Source organism: Streptomyces sp. NPDC031418 (assembly GCF_055581605.1).
The window spans coordinates 372,385-392,110 of sequence record NZ_JBVIJC010000005.1 but is presented as its reverse complement, the minus strand read 5'-3'; the positions used below and the strand labels follow the sequence as shown (position 1 = coordinate 392,110).

Sequence of the window (19,726 nt, the reverse complement as noted above, 5' to 3'; positions counted from 1 at the left end):
ACAACGTCCACAGTTCTTCCGGCGCCATCCGCTCGACAAGCGCAGCAGTCATCACCCCAGACTGCCGCAAGATCACGCCAACTGAAATGACGTCTAAGGGTGGGGGCACTTCGACCACCGAGACCGCGGATGCTCGCACTCCTTGAAGAACGAGCCCATCCCCCGAACCAACGAATCCCGCGCCACGCCCGATCGACTCCTCGCGCCTGATGCTGACCTTTTGCTGACCAGGAGCAGTCGCGCAGGTCATTGACCTGCGGAAACAGCGGCGTAGTGCGATATGTGGTGGAACTTCGTCGCCCGCTCCCAGGACGAGATCGAACGGGCGCGGGAGGACTGGATGAACGGCGTCCGCTTCGGCGCGGTGAAGGGTTACGACGGGGCCCCACTGCGCGCACCGAAGCTGCCGGAAGTACCGCTGAAACCGCGCGGAAGGGTGCGTTGACACGAGGGGAGTCCACATGATCCGCCGGACAGAACCTCATCATCAGGTGATCCCGTTGCAGTGTGCGCATGGCCACACGATGCCTCCGCGGTCAGTGTGTGCCAGGTGACTTCCCGGGCGGGACCGGCGGCAGGCTCGCACTCGACCCCTTGACCGCAGCGCCGAGGATACTTTCGGAGCACAGGCCGAAGACAGTGATGTCCACCGGGAAGTTACCGGTGTTCCTGCCCGCGACCGACCACTGCAGGGGCAGACCATCACGGGGGAACCGAGGGCTACTGCGGCTCAGGACGAAGGTGCTGTCCGCGTTGCCGGTGCTCGATGAGACGAAACTGCCGCCCCCGGTAACCAGTTCCCCGGGCGGGCACTCACCGGTCTGGGCGAAACCGGTCTGCCCAGGCCCCAGCCGTGCCCCTCCTGTGACCACGTGCGTTACGGCGGCCCCCTGAGCGCTTGCCTGGCCAGACGCCAGTGGAACGACAGCGGCGACTCCTGCGCCGACGCCGAGGGCCGTCACGACGGCCAGACCTACGAGGCGGGTGCGTTTCATGACGACCTTCCGGATGAACGATGGACGCTATCCGTCTTTTCCACCACAGCGGCGCAGACGCACCGCTTCACCCAAACGTCGTAAGCAGAATCGATCCAGTCGCCTCTGACCGAGCGAGGGTCACAGGCTCCGCTTGAGGTTCTGGCTCACGGACCCGGACTGCTGCACCCGGCTTGGGACCGTCACCGTCCTCGTGCTCGCCCAAAGGCCCTCGGCCGGCGGACAGACCGTAGGCGGCAGAGCCGATTCCGCCCGAACACCGTGCAGCTGGCCATGCGGCCCCTGAGGGGCACGAGCGCCAGGGGGCCGTCGGTCGACCGGCGGGGTGCGAACGCACGGCAGTCACCCGCGCCGGGGCGACGGGCGTGTGGTCCACGACCCGTCTGCGACCGGCCCGTGCGCCCCGGTGCCGAGTCCCAGGGTGGCCAACGACCGTGCCGTTGCGCTACGATGTCATATGGGAGCGCTCCCATGATTCGGAATGCCGACCGCACCCCTATTCCGACGGCGCTTCAAGGGCTTCCGCGTCCACAAATTCACGGATCGCGAAACCGGCCTGGAAACGCGTCTCGGAATCAAATCGCTGCATGATCTCTGATATGTGCTTGCGGCAGGTGCGCACTGATATCGCGAGGCGCCGCGCGATCATGTCGTCACGCATACCGTCAGCCAGCATCCTGACAATCGACCGCTGAACACCCTCGGCCAGCGCACTGTTTTCCGCATTCGACGGGAAAGGTGTTCCGTGGGTCCACGTCATGTCGAACACACGGCAGAGGAAACGCACCGTCGAAGGCTGGGTCACAACGGTCGCACCCTCCGCCGCCTCCTCGTCCGCCAGGAAGGCGACGGAGCGGTCGAAGGCGATGAAACGCGGCGGCAGGTCTGCCAGGGTGCGCACCTGCGCCCCGTGGCTCACCGCCTTCTCCACATACGCCTGGGTGGGCCGGTCCCGCCGCGCCGCGTGCTGGTAGAGCACCTTCATGCGTACGCCCCGGCCCAGCATCGCCAGGTCGCGGTCGATCGCCTCCTCCAGCAGGTGCGCCGGCCGCCCACCGCCGGGCTGGCAGGTCAGCACCTCCTCCACACAGGCTGAAGCGGCCTCCTCGATCAGCTCGTTGACCGTGCCGACGTCCGGGATGCGCAGCGGTCCGTCGCCGTTCCCGCCCTCCAGGGTGAGCGTCTGGAACACCGCCCGCAGGCCGGCCACACCCCGACGCGCCGACCCGAGGCAGTCCAGGGCCTCCCGCAGCGAGTGCTCCAAGTCGCCGGTGAGCAGCCCGAAGGCCAGCTCGGCGGGCACCGCCTCCATCCGCTCGTCCGGGGGCTCGGCGGGAACGTCCGCACCGCCGACGGCACGCAATAGATGAAGGGAACGTAAATTTTTCAGTACTTCCTCCGCCTCCTTCACCGGAATTCCGAGTTCCTGAGCCGCGTCCCGCACGTCAACGCCGCCTCTCCGTCGGGCCCGCTCGTATACCTGCGCCTGGATGCGCTCCAGTTTCCCGTCCTCAGAATCTGGTGTCGACACTTTTCGCCTTCCGTGAGGGCATTTGCTGCATGCATCAAGATGCAGCCAGGATCACTGTACATTCACTTGAGCCGGAAACGATGATCTGTAGGACATCAGCCGATCAAAGGGTCTCCACAATGTGTGTTCCCTGTCGTCCGCAGAGCGAATTCTCTGCCTCACACGACACCGCCTGGGGTGGCCGACCGGGAGGCAGCCCCCGGCCCGGTACCGCACCGGCCACCGACCGGTAGTCCGCGCCGCCCGCGCCCGGAGCGCCCGTGCCGCGCTCCGTACCGGCGCCGTCAGCGCCACCGGCGACTGACCGGCACACCGACCAGTGAACAGCGCGACATGGACGTGACCCGCGGACCCTCCGCCCCGGGCCCCCCGCAACGATGCGGGCGCCGCCGCCCCGGGCAGGACCCAGCCGGTCGGCGCGGGCAGACCCCCGCTGCGACGTCCGCCCTCTCCTGCGCGGCAGGCGCGAGGAGCACCCTCCCCACGGCAACGAGGCCGTGCCTGCGCGAGGCTCCCACGGACTGCCGCTCCCCGCCGTACGACACACTCCCGCGAAGAGGTGTTGCATGTCCCGCTTGCATGGTTCCCCCATCCCGGTTCGAAGCCGACGGCGAACGCCTCGGACCGTCAGGCACCTGTCCACCGCCCGCACCGGCCGGGCCGGCGCGCGGTGAGCCGCGTCGTCGTGACCGGGGCAGCCGGGATGCTCGGCACCGCCCTGGTCGACCGCTTCGCCCGGGACGGCCGTCAGGTTGTCGGCCTGGACCTGCTCCCGCCCGCCGCCGCCCACCCGGACGTGGAGTGGATCGAGGGCGACATCCGCGACCCCGCCGCCGTCGGGAAGGCGGTACGGGGAGCCGATCTGGTCGTGCACAGCGCGACCGCGTTGCCCACGTACGCCGAGCACGAGATCCGCTCCATCAACGTGGACGGCGCCCGCACCCTGCTCACCGGGTGCCGGGACGCGGACGTGCCCCGCGTCATCCACCTGTCCTCCGCCGCCGTGTACGGCGTGCCCAGGACCGTGCCGACGCCGGAGGTGCACCCCCCGAGGCCCTGTGACCCGTACAGCCGCTCCAAGGCCGCGGCGGAGGAGGTCGTGGCCGAGTTCCGCGCGGCCGGCATGGTGATACCGGCGTTGCGCGCCAAGACCTTCGTCGGACCGGGCAGGCTCGGCCTGTTCGCCATGCTCTTCGAATGGGCGCACGAGGGCCACAACTTCCCCATGTTGGGCGGTGGTGACGTGCGCTCCCAGATGCTCGACGTGGACGACCTGGTCGACGCGGTCGTCGCCGCGGCGGCCCATCCGGACGACAACGCTGTCAACACGGCGTTCAACATCGCCGCCACCGAGTTCCGCACGCTGCGCCAGGACTTCCAGTCCGTGCTCGACGCGGCGGGCCACGGCAAGCGCGTGGTCGCCCTCCCCACCGCACCCGCCGTGGCCGTGCTCAAGGTGCTCAGCCGGACGGGGCTGTCCCCCGTTTACGGCAGGCTGCTCCAGAAGCTCCAGGTGGACAGTTACGTCTCCACCGAGCGCGCGGCCGAGGTGCTCGGCTTCCGTCCCCGGTACTCCAACCGCGAGGCGCTGCTGCGCACCTTCGACTGGTGGCGGCGCGAGCACGCCCGCAGCCACGGCGCCCCGACCGGGCGGACCAGCCGTGCGCCCTGGAAGCAGGGCGCCCTCTCCCTCGGCAAGGCGCTGTTCTGATGGCGCCCATCCGCCGCGGGTTCCCTCCGCCGCCGCGCCCGGTGACGCCTCCTTACTCCCGGACCACCGTTCACGACGCGCCTCCCACTTCTAGGAGAGCCATGTCCGTTGCGGATTCCGCCCCCCGCCCCTCCCCCACCGAGGGTGCCGCACCCTCGCAGCTCGCCGTCGGCCCGCCGCCGGGCGCCGTGTCCGCGCCGCCCGCGCCGCATCTGCTGCCACCTGATCCTCTGCCGTACCGGCGGGGACCGGTACGCGCCTTCGTCGCGCTCGCCCGGCCCAAGCACTGGGTGAAGAACATCTTCGTCGTCGCCCTGCCGGTGCTGCTCACCGGACCGGTGACCCCGTCGGCGCTGCGTGCCGTGGGCGTCGCCGTCGCCCTGTTCATCACCGCCTCGGTGAGCGTGTACGTACTCAATGACCTGGTGGACCGCGAACGCGACCGGCTGCACCCCGTCAAGCGCCACCGGCCGCTCGCCGCCGGCGAGTTGAGCGCCGGGTCCGCCTGGGTGACGCTCGGTGTGCTGGCCGCCGTGCAGGTCGCCGGGGTGCTGCTCGGCGGCGTGGACCGGTTCTGGCCAGTGCCTGTCTATGTCGCCCTCAACGTCGCCTACAGCTTCCGCCTCAAGCACCTGCCGATCGTCGACGTGTTCGCGCTCGCCGGCGGGTTCGTGCTGCGCGGCGCCGAGGGTTACCTGGCACCGGGCCTGACGCCGTCCGCCTGGCTGCTGATGTGCGTCTTCACGCTCTGCCTGGTGCTCGCCCTGGGCAAGCGCCGACGCGAACTGAGCGAGAGCGGCAGCGCGCACCGCCCGGCGCTGACCGGCTACACGACCCAACTGCTCGACTACATGGTGGTGGTCAGCGCCAGCCTGTCGGTGATGATCTACGTCGTCCATCTGTTCGTCCCGCCGTCCCACCCGGCCGCGATCGCCCTGATCCTGGTGACGGTGCCCTGCGCGGTCTTCGCGCTGTTCCGCTACCTCCAGGTCGTCCTCGTCCACGGCGGTGGCGGCGACCCGGTCCGGCTGCTGCTCAGCGACCGGGTGCTGATGGCCGTGGGACTGCTGTGGGCCGTACTGATCGTGCTCCTGCCCGGCCCGGCCTGACGTCTTCAGGCCGTCCGCCCCGCACCGACCACCGCTTCCGAGGAAGGCACCGCCATGTCCGGCACACCGCTGGTGTCAGTGATCATCCCGAACTACAACTACAGCCGCACCCTGGGTCTTTCCATCCGCTCCGCGCTCGAGCAGGACTATCCGAACAAGGAGATCATCGTCGTCGACGACTGCAGCACCGACGACTCCCTGGCCACCGCCCGGGCGATGCCCGGCATCACCGTGCTGAGCACGCCGGCCAACGGCGGCTCCGCCGTCGCCCGCAACCTCGGTGTCGAGCACGCCTCCGGCGAGATCCTGATGTTCCTCGACTCCGACGTCGCCCTCGCCCAGGGCGCGATCACCGAGGCCGTAAAGCAGCTGCTGGCCGACCCGGAGCTGGGCGCCGTCTGCGGCATGTACGAACCCGAACCGCTCATCCGCGACAGCCTGGTGGAGGAGGCCCGCTGCCTCCAGGCCTACTACTGGCGCTACGACTCCGAGGGTTCGGTCAGCTTCCTCATCTCCGCCATCTGCGCGATGCGCGCCGAGATCTTTCACGAGATCGGCGGCTTCAACCCGCAGCTGCGGCAGACCGAGGAGGTCGACTTCGGCGAGCGGCTGTCCCAACGCTACGAGATACGACTGACCAACCGCATGCGCGGCGCGCACGACGACGACCACGAACTGTTCGCCCTGATCCGCAAGATGTTCGTGCGGGGCCGGTTGCGGGTGCCGCTGTACGCCCAGCGCAAGCGGCACGCCGAGGGGTTCGAGACCATGGCACGGTCCTGGGCCGCGCTGTTCGGCCTGGCCGCCGTCCTGCTGCTGTGCGCACCGCTCCTGCTGGGGCCGCTCGGCTGGCTGCTGCCTGCCGCGGCCTTCACCGCGGTCGTCCTCTGCGACCTGGGCATGTACGCCTTCGTCGCGCGGCGCAAGGGCCTGCTGTTCCTGCCCGCCTTCTTCGGCGTGCTGCTGGTCTTCAACGTCACCGTGGCCACCGCCGTCCTCTTCGGCGCGGTGCACTGGCTGATCTCCCCGGGGTTCCGCCGGCTCTACGAGCGTGAGCCACGCGCCGACACCGCCGGCCCGGCGCCGGGCGTGCCGGCGCCGCGGCGCGGGGCGAAGGACGAGACCGGTGGGGTGCTCCTGCCGTGACCGAGTACCTCACCACCGGCCGCGGCCCGACCGCCACCGACCGCCTCTCCGCCGGCCCGCAGCGGCCGTCCGACACCGACCGCCCCGGGCCGTTCCGGCGTGCCGCCCGGCGGCTCGGCCGAGTGCGGTGGCTGTGGGCGGCGACCTGGCTCTGGCTGGCCGTGGCCCTGATCCACTTGGCGCTGTCGGGTCGCTGGTGGCTGATGCTCCTCCCGGATCTGGCGCCGCCGCTGGTGTACGCGGCCGTACCGCTGCTGCTGGTGGCGGCCGCCCTCGCCGGCCGGCTGCGGCGGACCGCGCCCCCGCACCGGGTCACCTGGACGATCGTGGCCGGCGCCGTCGCCGCGCTCGTCCTCAGCTGGAACTCCTGCGGGGTGCAGTGGGGCGTGCTCGTCCACGACTCCCCGTCCGGCACCCCCGATCTGCGGGTCGTCTCCTGGAACACCCGGCTCTGGGGCAGCGGCACCGGCCGGGCGGTGTTCTACCGCACCATCCGGGAGCGGAAGGCGGACGTCTACCTCCTCCAGGAGTACATCACCTCGCACGACAACGGGGCGACGTCCGATCCCATCGACGAACTCGCCCAACTGCGGACCTACTTCCCCGGCTACCACATCATCGTCCGCGGCGAGCTGGTCACCCTCTCCCGGCTACCCGTGGTGTCCGCGCACAGCATCGGGCCCGGCGCCGGCGTGGAGCACGGGCGCTGGCCGTGGCAGACCAGGTTCGCCGAAGAGAAGGTGCTGCGCACCGACGTCCGGGTCGGCGGACACACCGTGTCCCTGTACAACGTGCACGTCCCGGTCCAGATCAACATCGGCGTCAGCCCGCTGGGCAGCCGACTGTACCGGATGATGCACGCCAACGAACGTGCCCGGAAGGCCCAGTTCGAGGGCCTGGCCGACGACCTGCGCACCAACTCCCTGCCCACGGTGGTGGCCGGTGACTTCAACACCAGTCCGGCCATGGGGGACCTGCACACCCTGCGCGGCATGATGCGGGACGCCGCCGACGCCGGGGGCAGCCTCTATACGGCCTCCTGGGGCCACCTGTGGCGGCTCGACTGGGCCTTCCTCAGCGGCTCCATCGCAGCCGACCACTACCGCATCGACCCGATGGACGGGATCTCCGACCACCGGGCGCAGATCATGTCGTTCACCGTCTGACGGCCCGGCCGGACGGCGGCCCCTGTCCGGCCGCCGTCCCGCGACTCGTGGACCGCTGAACCGAAAGGCCCGGCCTCGTGCAACCCACCGTCTCGGTCGTCATCCCCAACTACAACTACGCCAGGACACTGCGGCTCTGTCTGAAGTCCGTCTTCGATCAGGAATATCCTCTGCACGAGGTGATCGTGGCCGACGACAACAGCACCGACGCCTCGCGGGAAATCGCCGCCGAGTTCCCCTGCACCGTGCTGCACCTCAACCCCAACGGCGGGGTGTCCGCCGCCCGCAACGCCGCCGTGGCGGCCAGCAGCGGCGACATCCTGTTCTTCCTCGACTCCGACGAGACCATCGCGCCGAACGCCGTCAAGGAGGCGGTGCGCCTCCTCACCGAGGACCCCGGACTCGGCTGTGTGCACGGCGTTTTCGCCCCCGAACCGCTCATCGACGACGGCCCCGTCGAGTGGTATCGCACCCTGCACGCCCACCACTGGCGCACCAAGGCGCTGGGCGAGACATCCACCGTCATCTTCGTCGCCACCGCGATGCCGCGACGGGTCTTCGACGAGGTCGGCGGCTTCGACACCACCCTGCGCGACGCGGAGGACGTGGAGTACAGCGACCGTCTCTCCGCCAAGTACCGCATCCTGCTGACCGACCGGATCGTCGCCTGGCACGACGAGGAGTCGAGGATGGGCCGCATGCTGCGCGAGTCCTTCCGACGCTCGCAGTTCCTGGTGCCGTTCGGCGCCGCGCACCGCCGCAAGAAGGGCGCGCTCCGGGTCAACACCACCGGCGGTGTCGCAACGGCGATGCTCACCCTGGTCACGTTGCCGCTGGTCGCCGCGGGTTCCTGGTGGACGCTGGCGCCGCTCGCAGCACTGACCGGCTTCGTCTTCTCCGATCCCGGACTGCTCGGCGTGGTGCGCCGCCACCGCGGTTCCGGTTTCCTGCCGTTCTTCCTGCTGTGCCATCTGCTCGTCAACATGACCATCGGTCTGGGGGCGCTCTGGGGCGTCGTGCGGATGGTCTTCACCGACTTCGGGACCCCGACGGCACGCCGCCGGCCGGAACCGGCCGGCCTGGGCGGTGAGACCGGATGACCTCACTGTCCCGCCGCCGGGCCCTGCGGGCCGTCGTCACGACCGCGTTCGTGGTCGCCGCGGGTTACGGCATGTACCGGGCGCTGGGCGACTCCACCGGCGGGGTCGCCGACTTCCTGGCCCGCGGCGACGCTCCCGCCGTGCTCGCCGGCGCCGCCGTGCTCGACCTGGCCGGGCTGACCCTCGGCATGACGGCCTGGCGCAGTCTGCTCAGCGGTCTGGGTCATCCGCTCGGCGCCGGGCCCACGATGCGGATCTACGGCGCCGCGATGCTGGGCAAGTACCTCCCCGGCCCGTTCTGGAGCGGTCTGGCCAGCGTCCACACCGGGCGGGCCAGCGGTGTGCCCGCGGCCCGCATGATCGCCGCGTACGCGCTGAACTCGGCGCTGGTGCTGCTGACCGCGGGCGTGGTGGGCATCGCCGCGGCACCGGCCGTCATGGACCACTCCGCCGTCGTGCTCGTCCTCGGACTCGCGCTGTTCGGCGTGCTGCTGCACCGGCCCCGGCTGGTGCTGATGCTGGCCGGGGCGATCGCCCGGGTGCTGCGCAGGCCACCGCCACAGGCCCCGTTCGCGGAGGGGCTGCTGCGCCGGTCGATCATCGTGCAGGTGGTGTCCTGGGCGGTCGGCGGGCTGCATCTGGCGCTGATCGTGGCCGTCTTGAGCGGCCCGCTGGACGCCCACACCGTACTGCTGTGCGTGGGCGGCTTCGCCCTGGCCTCCGCGGCCGGGATGCTCGTGCTGGTGGTCCCGGACGGCGCCGGGGTCCGCGAGGTCGTGCTGACCCTGGCGCTCGCTCCCGTCCTGACCACCCAGCAGACCGTGACGGCCGTCGTCGTCAGCCGGCTGGCGTGCACCCTCGCCGAGGTCTCCGGTTCGCTCGCCGGACTGGCCGCCGCGGCGCTGCTGGCGCGCCGCGGGCCGCGTCCGGCCCCGGACGGCCCTGGGCGCACCGCGGACCTGGCGCCCTCGGCCCCCTCCGAAGTCTGAGCCGGGCACATCTCTCCCTCCTTGCCGCCTGCTCCCCATGAGAGAGGTACGCATGTTCGCGCATCCCCCCGTCACCAAGGCCGTCGTCCCCGCCGCCGGCCTCGGAACCCGGTTCCTGCCGATGACCAAGTCCACTCCGAAGGAGATGCTGCCGGTCGTCGACAAGCCGGCCATCCAGTACGTCGTCGAGGAGGCCGCCGCGGCGGGCCTCTCCGACGTGCTGATGATCACCGGCCGCAACAAGCACTCCCTGGAGGACCACTTCGACCACAACTTCGAACTCGAGTCCGTCCTCGCGCAGCGCGGTGACCGTGACAAACTCGCCAAGGTCCGCGCCAGCAGCGAACTCGGCACCCTCCACTACGTCCGGCAGAAGGTGCCCCGCGGCCTGGGCCACGCCGTGCTCTGCGCCCGCTCCCACATCGGTGACGAGCCCTTCGCGGTCCTCCTCGGCGACGACCTCATCGACCCGCGGGATGCCCTGCTGCGCCGGATGCTCGACGTGCGGCAGGCCATGGGGGGCAGCGTCATCGCCCTCATGGAGGTCGATCCCGCCCAGACGCACCTGTACGGCTGCGCCCGGATCGCCGGGGCCGACGGCGGCGACGTGGTGCGCGTGACCGGCCTGGTGGAGAAGCCGCCGCCCGGCGCCCAGCCCAGCAACTACGCGGTCATCGGCCGCTATGTGCTCCAGCCCGAGGTCTTCGGTGTACTGGAGAGGCTGGGCCCCGGGCACGGCGGCGAGATCCAGCTGACGGACGCCCTGGAGACGCTGGCGGCCGGCGGCTCCGTGCACGGCGTGGTTTTCTCCGGCCGCCGCTACGACACCGGCGACCGCCTTGACTACCTGCGCTCGGTGGTACAACTGGCCTGCGATCATTCGGAGTTGGGGACGGAGTTCAGTGAGTGGCTGACCGCCTACGTCACCTCCCGGATGGTCGAGCCGGGGGCCGAGGCGCTACCGGGAGCCCTCGGGCGGCCTCGGGCGCCGCACCCGGGGCTGCCGGCCGGCCCCCTCTCCGCAACCGGCCGTGGCCGGTAACGGTCCCCGCGCGGCGTACTTCCCCGTACTGTGTCGTACCCGTCCCACCGGCCATCCTTCTCTGCCCACGGATCCGCCCGGCGGCCCGTCCAAGGTTCTTCTACGCTGCCCCGGTACCAGGGCCCTTCCCACGTGTCTGGAGCCAAGATGACGCAAGCGCACCGCCTCATCGGTGACACCGCCATTCCCCCCCTGGGCATGGGGTGCTGGGCCATCGGCGGCCCATTCCGGGCCGGTGACACCCCGGCCGGCTGGGGCAAGGTCGACGACGCGGAGTCCACCCGGGCGGTGCGCCGGGCCGTGGACCTGGGCATCCGCTTCTTCGACACCTCCGACGTCTACGGCACCGGGCACAGTGAGCGCATCCTGGGCGCGGCCCTGGCCGGTCACCGCGACGATGTGCTGATCGCCACCAAGTGGGGCAACGTCTTCGACGAGGGCAGCCGCCGGATCACGGGCGAAGACCCGAGCCCGGCTCATGTCCGGCGCGCTGTCGAGGCGTCGTTGACCCGGCTCGGCACCGACCGCATCGACCTCTACCAGTGGCATCTGGGCGGCGCCTCCGCCGAGCAGGCGCAGGAGATGCAGGGCGCGCTGGAGGCCCTGGTCGCGGCGGGCAAGATCCGCCACTACGGGTGGAGCACCGACGATCCGACCCTGCCCACCGCGCTGGCCGGTCCCCATTTCGCCGCCGTCCAGCACGAGTTGAACGTGCTGAACGACGCGCCGGACATGCTGCGCCTGGTCGCCGAGCACAACTGGGCCAGCGTCAACCGCAGTCCGCTGGCCATGGGGCTGCTCAGCGAGAAGTACACCACTGGCACCCGACTCGCCCAGGACGACGTACGGGGCGACGAGGCACCACCGTGGATGCGGTACTTCGCCGACGGCGCCCCGGCCGGCGAATGGCTCAAGCGCCGTGACGCCGTGCGCGAGATCCTGACCTCGGGCGGACGCTCCTTGGCCCAGGGCGCCCTGGCATGGATCTGGGCGCGCAGTCCGCACACGGTGCCCATCCCCGGCTTCCGCACCGTCGCACAGGTCGAGGAGAACGCCGCTGCCCTCGGCCGGCCCCCGCTGACCGCCGGTGAACTGAGCGAGATCGACGCCCTGCTGGGCCGGTAAGCCGGGGCACCGGCCAGGAGAACGAGCCCATGGCGGCCCGGGCCGAAGGGGGCGCCATGGCCTGTTCTCCGGCCCGGGGCGATCCCGGGCTCAGGTGCTGAGCAGGCGGTTGAAGAAGGAGCGGTAGCGCCGCAGCGCTCCCCGGAGCTCCTCCGTGTCCACCTTCTCGCCCTGGCTCCACTGTCCTTCCAGGTCCTTCTTGTGCTGGGCGAAGGTGGAGGCCAGGGTCTGCATGACGTCCGCGACGAGGGCGTCGGCGTCGTGCACGGCCTCGCGGGGGTCGTCCACGAACCTGTTCTGGATCGTCTGCCAGCGGTCGCGGAAGGCTCGCTCTTCGTCGTCCGTCAGCAGTTGCGGAGTCTCGTCGTCCGACGCGCCCGTGGCCTGCGGGGTCTCGGACTCCGCGACCTCGGCATCGGCTCCGCCGGTGACGGACGTGCCGCCCTCGCTCGGCGTCCCGGTGCTCTCGCCCGGATAGACAGGGGCGCCCCCGGAGGTCTCCTCCGGCTCGGCGCCCAGGCCGGTGTCGGTCGTCTGGGCGAGGTCCTCGGTGGACAGACCGCCGGTGGTGCGGTCCGCGTCCTCGTTTCTCTGCATGGCGTTCCTCTGCGGGTTGTGATCGCGGTCAGGTCGGGGCGGATCGCGCCCGGCCGCCGCCGTCGGAGAGCAACTCGTCGAACAGGGCGCGGTAGTGCACCATGGCACCCCGCAACTGCTCGGTCGTCGCCTGCCTACGGGTGGAGAGGCTCTCCACCTCGTGCGCGGCCCGGTAGTGCTCCAGCGTGGCGCCGTGCTCCACCGACAGGTCCTTCATCTGTTGCTCGAACCCCTCGGTGGGGTATCCGCGCTCGTGCATGAGGGAGGTCACCAGCCGGTCGGCGTCGTGCACCGCGTCCTCCGGCCGGTCGACGAACTCCTCCTGGACGCTGCTCCACTCCCGCGTGTAGCGGTCCCGTGAGACGGGGGGCAGCGGTTTGATCTCCAGCGAGTCGTGTCGCCTCTCGCGCTCCCGGAGCTCACGCTCGGCGGCGAGCCGGCTGTCGGATCCCTCGACCGTCCGTTCGTACTCCGGGCCGAAGCGCTCACGGAGGTGACGGCGTCGCATCAGCAGTGAGACCGCCACAGCGGCCAGAGCGATCACCACCACGATGGGAATGATGATCGCCAGAAGCGTTCCCGTCGACATGGGCGCACGCTCCTCAGGGAGTAGTGATATGCATCCTCCATGTCCCCATTTCCACCGACTTCACCCGAGGTTTGGTCACAAATACTTCACCACCGGACCGTGTACGTCCCAGATCGACTCGGAACGTTCGCATCAGCCGGCGTCCGGACGACGCCCAGCGCCGCAGCAGGCTGCTTGCGCCTCATTTCTTCGGGTACAGCGATTGAATGAGAATTGTCTCCACAGTATGCGGATCTCACTGAAAGCGATGTGTTCGTGACCCGTCTCGACGACCCCGGCGGCGACCGTGTGGAGGGAGCGGGCGATGGCCCGGACGCTGTCGCGCTGGAGATCGCCGATGCCGTGGACAGTCTCACGAACCTGTGGTCGCTGGCCGCGCAGGAGGCGGCCCTTCGTCTGTCCTTGCACCAGCTGCGGGCGCTGCGGGCCCTTCAGGCGGCACCGGGGCTGAACCTCACGACCCTGGCCGAACGGCTCGACATAGGGCTTCCCACGGCCAGTCGGCTCTGTGACCGGCTGGAGGCGGCGGGGATGCTGGAACGCGCGCTGCATCCGGAGAAGCGCCGCGAGGTGCGGCTGAGCCTCACCGCGCAGGGACGCCGGGTCCTGGAGGACGTGGCACAGCGGCGGGCCCAGGCGCTGACGGTCGCGCTGACGGCCATGGAGCCGGCGGAGCGGTCGGCGCTGAGCCGCGGTATGAGGGCCTTTCTCGCCGCTCAGAGGGGAGCGCGGCCCCTGCCGGGAGAACCGCCGGACGCCCAGTGACGGGGAGGGGTCAGGCGGCTTCGGGGGTGAGCCGCGCCGTATCGGTGCTCCTGCCCGTCCAGTCGAGGCAGACGACCGCCGCGTCGGAGGTGAGGTCCTTGCTGCCGAAGTGCTCGATCAGCCCGGCGACAACCGCGCGCGCCGTCTCATGCGGCGTGGTCTGACGTGTCGCGCTCAGGATCTGGCGCAGGGCGCGTTCCCCGAAGAGGTCTCCGGTGGCCGAGCGGGTGCCGTGGACGCCGGTGCTGATGACGACCAGGCGGTCCCCTGGCTGCACCTGAAAGGTCTGCTCCTCGTACGGGGTCTCCTCGAACATCCCCAGCGGGAGCTGTGCTTCCAGCTCTATCAGATCGATGCCCGTGGCGCCCAGGCGGTACAGCTGCGGTGAGCCGGCGTCGACCGCGCGCACGGTCCCGGAGTCCAGGTCGAAGCGCAGCAGAAGCGTCGAGGCGTATGCCTTGCCGCCGTACTGGGCGAATACGGCTTGGTCCGCCAGGGCGGCTTGGTCGGCGAGGCCGAGGCCGGCGCGGCGGGCGTTGCGCAGGGCGCCGACGGCGAGGCTGGTGAGCAGCGAGGCCTCGATGCCCTGACCCATGCCGTCGGTGACGGTGAGGGTGAGGTGGTCGGCGCTGGTGCTCCAGTCGAAGTTGTCACCGCCGACGGCATAGGCCGGCTCCAGATGGGCGCCGATGGTGTACTCCCGGCGGGCGCAGCCGCGCCCCGGCAGAAGCTGCCACTGCATCTCGGCGGCGAGGGTGAGACGGCGGGTACGGCGGGCCTGAAGGTACAGGTCGGTGTCCCGGCCGGCCGTGACCACCTCGTGGCCGAGGGCCGTGGCGAACTCACCGAGTCTGAGCACCGTGGCCGGGTCCGCGGCGGTGGCGGGTACCCGAACGGTCAGGATGCCGAGCCGGTCACCGCGGACGGTGATGGGCAGGTGAACCCGCTCCGTCGTCGTGTCGGCAATGACCTCGACCACCGGCTTCTGACTGGTGAACGCGGTGCCGGCCGGACCCTCGTACGCGGAGACCGGTTCGCCCGTGTGCGGCAGGTGCGTGACCGGTTGCAGGACTGTCAGGCCGTAGTCGGCCAGGAGCAGGGTGACGTCCTGGGCACCGAAGCGCTTGGCCAGCAACGAGGCGGCGGTGGCGACGAGCGCGTGGGGCGGGACGGCCCGCAGCAGGCTCTCCGCGGACGGGAACGGTTCAGAGGCATTCACGGCGTCCACCCTCTCCCCTTGTGGCCTCCACGCTATCGCGGCGAGGGCCCGTTCCCGAGCGCTCGGGCAGGACCTCCGGCGTGGTGGTGCGGCACAGCAGGAGACAGACGTCGTCGTCGCGTTCGGAGTCGTGCAGCAGCGGTTTGAGCAGTGACTCGGCGCAGGTTTCGAGATCTTCCAGTTCGGGCTCGTCCAAGGCGGCCAGGGTCTGGCTGAGCAACTCGATCCCCGGGTCGATTCCGTCGGCACGCCTCTCCACCAGGCCGTCGGTATACAGGACGAGCGTCGAGCCGGCCGGCAGTTCGGCCGTGTGGTCCTCGTACTCGAAGGGCAGGGGGACTCCCAGCATGACGCCGGGCTTGGTGTCCAGGACGCGCACGCCGCCGTCGGGCATGCGGACCACGGCCGGCGGATGTCCGGCGGCGGACCACACGACGTGCGGATCACCCGGCCGGAAACGGGCGATCATGGCGGTCGCGTACAGGTTCGGCTGCTGGTGGTGGAGCATGCGGTGCAGGCGGCTGAGGATCTGAGCGGGGCTGTCGTTCTCGACGGCGTAGGCGCGCAGGGCGGTGCGCAGCTCGCCCATCATGACGGCGGCGCGCAGCCCGTGTCCGGTGACGTCTCCTATGACCGTCAGCAGGCTGCCGTCGGGCTGGGGAAAGGCGTCGTACCAGTCTCCGCCGATGTTGAGTCCGCGGGTGGCGGGCAGGTAGCGAGCGGCCAGGCGCAGGCTGTCGGTGGTGGGCAGGTCGGTGAGCTGGGCGCGTTGGAGTGCCTCGGCGGTGTCCCGGTGCTGTTCGTAGCGCAGGGCGTGGTCCAGGGCGATGGCGGTACGGCGGGCCAGTTCCAGCAGCATGACGCCGGTGTCCGGGTCGAAGCGGTCGCCGTGGGGGATGAGGGTCAGCACACCCAGCGTCCGGCGCACGGTGAGGGGAATGCTCAGCACCGACCCGGTGGGGTTCATCGCCGAGGGCGGGAGGTCGTCGATACCCGAGAGTCCTCCCGGATAGGGTGCCGCGTGCTGCGGGCGATCGGTACGGGCAGCGGCCACCGCGGCGGCCGAGTGAGCACGGTTCCTGTCCGCCTGTTCGTCGTCGAAGATCCACACGTCGACATGGCACGCGTACTCGGGAACCAGCAGCTCGGGAAGGCGCCGCAGGATGTCCCTGTGGTCCAGGGACGCGGTCACCGCCGCGCTCGCGTCGCCCAGGAAGGTCAGCAGGCGCCGTGCCTTCTCCGCCTCGGCCCGCGCGGCCCGCTCGGCGTCGAGGAGTGTGCGCTGGGTGAGCGCGGCCGCGTCCAGCTCGGCGTGCAGGGCCAGCACGCCCTGGTTGGTCTGGTGCAGTTCCTCCCGGTGCAGGACGAGCAGCTTCTCGGTCTCGTCGAGCCGGTTCAGGACCGCCGCGGTCTCCTCGTCCGCCGCGAGGACGACCTCGGCGGGGTCGGCGTCGTCCAGGGCCGCCGGGACGGGCAACTCGTGTGCCGGCGGCCCGGGGCAGGCGAGCGTGAGCCGCCACGGCGGCATCTGCTCGCGCGTCGGCGGGGTGGGTCGTACGACGGCCTGGACCTGCCCGGCGCTGCCGGGGCCGGCCTCCTGGACGGTGAGGGTGAGTTCCGCACCGCCCTGACCGAGACACTGGCGCAGCCGCGCCGTGAGCTCGGTGAGGAAACGGGCCCGCTCGACCTCGGGAGCGCCCAGGGCGGTGGTGAGGAGCGCCGCAAAGGTCCGGGCGCGGGCGGCTTCCGTGGCGGAGGTGATCTTCCGAACGTCTGGCGTGGTCATGGGTGCCGGTCCGCAGGGTCGAAGGCCAGGACGGCCACACTGGTGTCGTCGCGTACGGGACTGGCGGGGCTGTTGGCATCCCGCAGGATGGTCGCAGCGACGACCGCCGGGTCGTGGATGAGGAGACCGGGATCGTCGGGCGGCACCCACCTGCTGGGCAGTCCGTCGCTGTGCAGGACGAGCAGACTGCCCGGCTGCCAGGACCGGCGCTGCACGGGTACGGTCGCCGGGAAGTGGGCGCCTACGATGCCGGGGTGGGAGACCAGGTGCTCCCATGAGCCGCCGGTGTACAGCCGGGCGCCGATGTTGCCGACTCCGGCGAAGGCGAGTTCCGCGGTGTCCGTGTTCAGCTGGGCGACGGCGACGGCCGCGCCGCGGGTGCGCCGCAGGGCAGGGTGCAGTTGGCGCATGATCTCGGCGGGCGGCAGGTGTGCGGCGCGGTGCAGCTCGTCGACCGCGGCACCGGAGGCGTCCGCCGCCTTGGCGCCGTGGCCGAGGCCGTCGGCGAGCATCAGGGTCAGGCGGGGACCCGATCGGATCGAGCACCAGGCGTCTCCCGAGTGCTCGGCCTGGGCGAGCGGGACGTTGATTCCTCCTGCCCGCAGGACCGGCCGGTTCTTCTCCCGTCCGGGGCTCTGGTCGATGCGGGCCACGGCGACGGTGCCCCGGTGGGTGCTGTACAGGTCGAAGGCGCTGGATATGCGCAGGCATGTGCCCAGACCGGCACCGAGCGACGCCTCGCTGGTGGTGTAGCCGTCGCGCATGGCCGCGTCGACATCGCGGATGCCGGGGCCGTGGTCGAGGGCGGTGAGCTGCACCGCCGGGGTACGGGCGTCCCCTCGGGGGCAGTCGACAAGGTCGATCACGATCCGCCCGCCGCCGGCGTGTTTGAGCAGGTTGGTCGCCAGCTCGGTGGCGACCAGGGCGGCGACCGCGATCCGGTGCGGGTCGAGGCGGGCATGCGTGCCGGCCGCCTCGGCCGCCACCCGGACGTCCCGAACGCGGGTGGAGTCGTGCACCGGGATGTCCCAGACGCGCGTCATCGCTGTCGCACCCCCGAGCGAGCCGCGGGCACGCCCGCTGTCCAGGCGATGACGGTGACGGTGGTGCCCCGGCCGGGTCCGGTGTCGATCTCGAACTCGTCCATGAGGCGTTTGGCGCCGCTCAGGCCGAGCCCCAGGCCGCCGCCCGTGGTGTATCCGTCCGTCATGGCCAGCTCCACATCGCGGATCCCGGGGCCGTTGTCGACGAAGGACAGCCGCAGCCCGCGCGTCGCGCCCCGGGTCAGCGCAATGATCTCCACCTGCCCGCCGCCGCCGTGGATCAGGGTGTTACGGGCCAGTTCGCTGGCCGCGGTGACCAGTTTCGTCTGCATCACCAGGCCGAAGCCGAGTTCGGCCGCGGACTGGCGTACCTGCTGACGTACCCAGGCGAGGTCCGCGTCCGAGCCGATCGGCAGGGTCGTCACCGTGTCAGGGTCGGAGGCCGGCATCACGTCCCCCTCTCGCGTCCGCCCAGAGTGCTCGGCGGCTGCCCGAGCACTTCCAGGGCTCGTTCGACATCGAGGGCGGTGGCCAGGCCGGGCAGGGTGAGGCCCAGTTCGACCAGGGTGATCGCCACGGCCGGTCGCATACCGGCCAGGACGGTACGGACCGCCAGCAGACGGGCACTGGCCGCGATCTCGGCGAGGACACGTCCCAGGAAGGAGTCGACGATCTCCACACCGGAGATGTCGATGACCACACCGGTCGCGCCGCTGTCGGCGATGCGTTGGGTGATGTCGTGCTGGAGTTGCTCGGCCAGGCTGTCGTGCAGCTCGCCCTGGAGGGTGACCAGCAGGGTCTCCCCCAGGGCCAGGACCGGCACCGCGGCGGCGTACTCCGGGCGACGACCGGTCACGTCAGGCTCGCACGCGGGGACACTTCGATGCCCTGCTGGCCCAGGGCGTAGGCGAGGGCGTCGGCGAGCGAGGCGCGGGTGAGAACGGAACCCAGATCGATGCCGAGCTGCACGATGGTCTGCGCGATGGCCGGACGGATGCCGGAGACGATGCATTCGGCGCCCATCAGCCGGGCGGCGGCGACCGTCTTCATCAGGTGCTGGGCGACGAGCGAGTCGACCGTGGGCACACCGGTGATGTCGAGGATGGCGTAGCGGGCGCGCTGGCTGACGATGCCCTCCAGCAGGGCCTCCATGACCACCTGGCTGCGGGCGCTGTCCAGGGTGCCGATCAGCGGCACGGCGACGACGCCCTCCCAGAGGTTGATCACCGGGGTGGCCACTTCGAGCAGTTGCTGCCGCTGCCGCGCGATCAGCTCCTCCCCCGCGCTGAGCGCCGTCTGCATCACCACCAGACGAAGGGTGCCCATCAGGGCGGTCAGCGCCAGCAGGCTCTCCGCCGCCTCCGGAGCGGAGGGGTCGGAGAACTCGGCCCGCAGCAGATCGACGACCGGCGCCCGCAGCGCGGCGACCTCGTCCGCGATCTGCGCGGGGCCCGCTCCCGTGCGCGTCCGGGAGCCGGACATACGCCCGAGCTGCTCGCGGACGCTCTCGAATCCCGGCGCCTCGATGTCCTCCAGCCTCCCGGCCGACGCCACTTCGGAGAGCGCGTCCACGACGGCCTTGCACGCCTCCACGGCTTCGTCGCGCGAGACGGTGAAGACCGTCCGGAAGAGCGCGGCATCGGCCCAGCGCTGAGCGATCTGCTCCCGGCGGCGTTCCAGGAAGGTCCCCAGCCGGCGCGTCGTCGACGCGACCGCCTCTTGCTCCGACACCTACATCGTCTCCTCTGTACAGGATCAGCGGCCGCCGGGCGGCCATCCACAAGAGGCGATTATTGCCTCATGACAAACATTC

The 19,726-nt window shown here is 70.9% G+C and carries 18 protein-coding genes and 1 pseudogene; 10 read left to right on the top strand and 9 right to left on the bottom strand.

Annotation, left to right across the window (positions count from 1 at the left end):
* Positions 1-280: 280 nt before the first annotated feature.
* Positions 281-445 (top strand): annotated as a pseudogene (locus ACZ5CZ_RS09260) (pirin family protein); the annotation flags it as partial.
* 1,046 nt (positions 446-1,491) lie between these two features.
* Here the strand turns inward: ACZ5CZ_RS09260 and ACZ5CZ_RS09255 are convergent.
* Positions 1,492-2,526: a helix-turn-helix transcriptional regulator gene (locus ACZ5CZ_RS09255; protein ID WP_468940728.1), complete on the bottom strand. Its 1,035-nt coding sequence runs from the start codon at positions 2,524-2,526 to the stop codon at positions 1,492-1,494.
* 685 nt (positions 2,527-3,211) lie between these two features.
* Between ACZ5CZ_RS09255 and ACZ5CZ_RS09250 the strand changes: the two genes are divergently transcribed.
* The 8 genes from ACZ5CZ_RS09250 (at position 3,212) to ACZ5CZ_RS09215 (ending at position 11,914) form a co-directional block, all read left to right on the top strand.
* Positions 3,212-4,237: an NAD-dependent epimerase/dehydratase family protein gene (locus ACZ5CZ_RS09250; protein WP_385848442.1), complete on the top strand. Its 1,026-nt coding sequence runs from the start codon at positions 3,212-3,214 to the stop codon at positions 4,235-4,237.
* Between the two features lie 101 nt (positions 4,238-4,338).
* Entirely contained in the window at positions 4,339-5,346 is a 1,008-nt protein-coding gene (locus ACZ5CZ_RS09245; RefSeq protein ID WP_385848440.1) for a UbiA prenyltransferase family protein, read from the top strand.
* A 54-nt stretch (positions 5,347-5,400) separates the two neighbouring features.
* Complete coding sequence (locus tag ACZ5CZ_RS09240; protein ID WP_468940724.1) at positions 5,401-6,492, top strand: glycosyltransferase family 2 protein; 1,092 nt, start codon at positions 5,401-5,403, stop codon at positions 6,490-6,492.
* A complete protein-coding gene (locus ACZ5CZ_RS09235) occupies positions 6,489-7,658 on the top strand; it encodes an endonuclease/exonuclease/phosphatase family protein (RefSeq protein WP_468940722.1) in 1,170 nt (389 codons plus the stop codon). Before ACZ5CZ_RS09240 ends, ACZ5CZ_RS09235 begins: the two co-directional genes overlap by 4 nt.
* A 77-nt stretch (positions 7,659-7,735) precedes the next feature.
* Positions 7,736-8,758: a glycosyltransferase family 2 protein gene (locus ACZ5CZ_RS09230; protein ID WP_385848435.1), complete on the top strand. Its 1,023-nt coding sequence runs from the start codon at positions 7,736-7,738 to the stop codon at positions 8,756-8,758.
* Positions 8,755-9,747: a hypothetical protein gene (locus ACZ5CZ_RS09225; RefSeq protein WP_468940719.1), complete on the top strand. Its 993-nt coding sequence runs from the start codon at positions 8,755-8,757 to the stop codon at positions 9,745-9,747. Before ACZ5CZ_RS09230 ends, ACZ5CZ_RS09225 begins: the two co-directional genes overlap by 4 nt.
* A gap of 52 nt (positions 9,748-9,799) precedes the next feature.
* The gene (locus ACZ5CZ_RS09220; protein ID WP_468940717.1) at positions 9,800-10,789 is read left to right on the top strand and encodes a UTP--glucose-1-phosphate uridylyltransferase; all 990 of its coding nucleotides are present in this window, start codon (positions 9,800-9,802) and stop codon (positions 10,787-10,789) included.
* Between the two features lie 147 nt (positions 10,790-10,936).
* Complete coding sequence (locus tag ACZ5CZ_RS09215; protein WP_468940715.1) at positions 10,937-11,914, top strand: aldo/keto reductase; 978 nt, start codon at positions 10,937-10,939, stop codon at positions 11,912-11,914.
* A gap of 90 nt (positions 11,915-12,004) precedes the next feature.
* On the opposite strand, the gene ACZ5CZ_RS09210 is transcribed toward ACZ5CZ_RS09215, so the two are convergent.
* Both ACZ5CZ_RS09210 and ACZ5CZ_RS09205 read right to left on the bottom strand, forming a co-directional pair.
* A complete protein-coding gene (locus tag ACZ5CZ_RS09210) occupies positions 12,005-12,511 on the bottom strand; it encodes a hypothetical protein (protein ID WP_468940713.1) in 507 nt (168 codons plus the stop codon).
* A gap of 28 nt (positions 12,512-12,539) precedes the next feature.
* On the bottom strand, positions 12,540-13,100 hold the full coding sequence (locus ACZ5CZ_RS09205) for a hypothetical protein (protein ID WP_468940710.1): 561 nt from the start codon (positions 13,098-13,100) through the stop codon (positions 12,540-12,542).
* Positions 13,101-13,355: 255 nt separating this feature from the next.
* Here ACZ5CZ_RS09205 and ACZ5CZ_RS09200 point away from each other — a divergent pair, with 255 nt between their 5' ends.
* Entirely contained in the window at positions 13,356-13,865 is a 510-nt protein-coding gene (locus ACZ5CZ_RS09200) for a MarR family winged helix-turn-helix transcriptional regulator (protein ID WP_468940707.1), read from the top strand.
* Between the two features lie 10 nt (positions 13,866-13,875).
* Here ACZ5CZ_RS09200 and ACZ5CZ_RS09195 read toward each other — a convergent pair whose 3' ends face one another.
* Genes ACZ5CZ_RS09195 through ACZ5CZ_RS09170 form a run of 6 tightly spaced genes read right to left on the bottom strand, consistent with a single transcriptional unit; the run spans position 13,876 to position 19,644 of the window.
* Positions 13,876-15,093 carry a PP2C family protein-serine/threonine phosphatase gene (locus ACZ5CZ_RS09195; RefSeq protein WP_468940704.1) on the bottom strand — a complete coding sequence of 406 codons (1,218 nt, stop codon included), beginning with the start codon at positions 15,091-15,093 and terminating at the stop codon, positions 13,876-13,878.
* Positions 15,071-16,870: a PP2C family protein-serine/threonine phosphatase gene (locus tag ACZ5CZ_RS09190; protein WP_468940701.1), complete on the bottom strand. Its 1,800-nt coding sequence runs from the start codon at positions 16,868-16,870 to the stop codon at positions 15,071-15,073. Before ACZ5CZ_RS09190 ends, ACZ5CZ_RS09195 begins: the two co-directional genes overlap by 23 nt.
* Positions 16,867-17,913: an ATP-binding SpoIIE family protein phosphatase gene (locus ACZ5CZ_RS09185; protein WP_468940698.1), complete on the bottom strand. Its 1,047-nt coding sequence runs from the start codon at positions 17,911-17,913 to the stop codon at positions 16,867-16,869. The genes ACZ5CZ_RS09190 and ACZ5CZ_RS09185 overlap by 4 nt, the downstream gene beginning before the upstream one ends.
* Positions 17,910-18,362: an ATP-binding protein gene (locus ACZ5CZ_RS09180; protein WP_468940695.1), complete on the bottom strand. Its 453-nt coding sequence runs from the start codon at positions 18,360-18,362 to the stop codon at positions 17,910-17,912. The genes ACZ5CZ_RS09185 and ACZ5CZ_RS09180 overlap by 4 nt, the downstream gene beginning before the upstream one ends.
* The gene (locus ACZ5CZ_RS09175) at positions 18,362-18,769 is read right to left on the bottom strand and encodes an STAS domain-containing protein (RefSeq protein WP_468940693.1); all 408 of its coding nucleotides are present in this window, start codon (positions 18,767-18,769) and stop codon (positions 18,362-18,364) included. The genes ACZ5CZ_RS09180 and ACZ5CZ_RS09175 overlap by 1 nt, the downstream gene beginning before the upstream one ends.
* Complete coding sequence (locus ACZ5CZ_RS09170) at positions 18,766-19,644, bottom strand: STAS domain-containing protein (protein WP_468940690.1); 879 nt, start codon at positions 19,642-19,644, stop codon at positions 18,766-18,768. Before ACZ5CZ_RS09170 ends, ACZ5CZ_RS09175 begins: the two co-directional genes overlap by 4 nt.
* Positions 19,645-19,726: the final 82 nt, after the last annotated feature.

Bases quoted from the DNA above. Each gene is read 5' to 3' on its own strand.
- ACZ5CZ_RS09245 (WP_385848440.1), top strand. From the start codon at position 4,339: ATGTCCGTTGCGGATTCCGCCCCCCGCCCCTCCCCCACCGAGGGTGCC.
- ACZ5CZ_RS09240 (WP_468940724.1), top strand. From the start codon at position 5,401: ATGTCCGGCACACCGCTGGTGTCAGTGATCATCCCGAACTACAACTAC.
- ACZ5CZ_RS09225 (WP_468940719.1), top strand. From the start codon at position 8,755: ATGACCTCACTGTCCCGCCGCCGGGCCCTGCGGGCCGTCGTCACGACC.
- ACZ5CZ_RS09220 (WP_468940717.1), top strand. From the start codon at position 9,800: ATGTTCGCGCATCCCCCCGTCACCAAGGCCGTCGTCCCCGCCGCCGGC.
- ACZ5CZ_RS09215 (WP_468940715.1), top strand. From the start codon at position 10,937: ATGACGCAAGCGCACCGCCTCATCGGTGACACCGCCATTCCCCCCCTG.
- ACZ5CZ_RS09210 (WP_468940713.1), bottom strand. From the start codon at position 12,511: ATGCAGAGAAACGAGGACGCGGACCGCACCACCGGCGGTCTGTCCACC.
- ACZ5CZ_RS09205 (WP_468940710.1), bottom strand. From the start codon at position 13,100: ATGTCGACGGGAACGCTTCTGGCGATCATCATTCCCATCGTGGTGGTG.
- ACZ5CZ_RS09190 (WP_468940701.1), bottom strand. From the start codon at position 16,870: ATGACCACGCCAGACGTTCGGAAGATCACCTCCGCCACGGAAGCCGCC.
- ACZ5CZ_RS09185 (WP_468940698.1), bottom strand. From the start codon at position 17,913: ATGACGCGCGTCTGGGACATCCCGGTGCACGACTCCACCCGCGTTCGG.
- ACZ5CZ_RS09180 (WP_468940695.1), bottom strand. From the start codon at position 18,362: ATGCCGGCCTCCGACCCTGACACGGTGACGACCCTGCCGATCGGCTCG.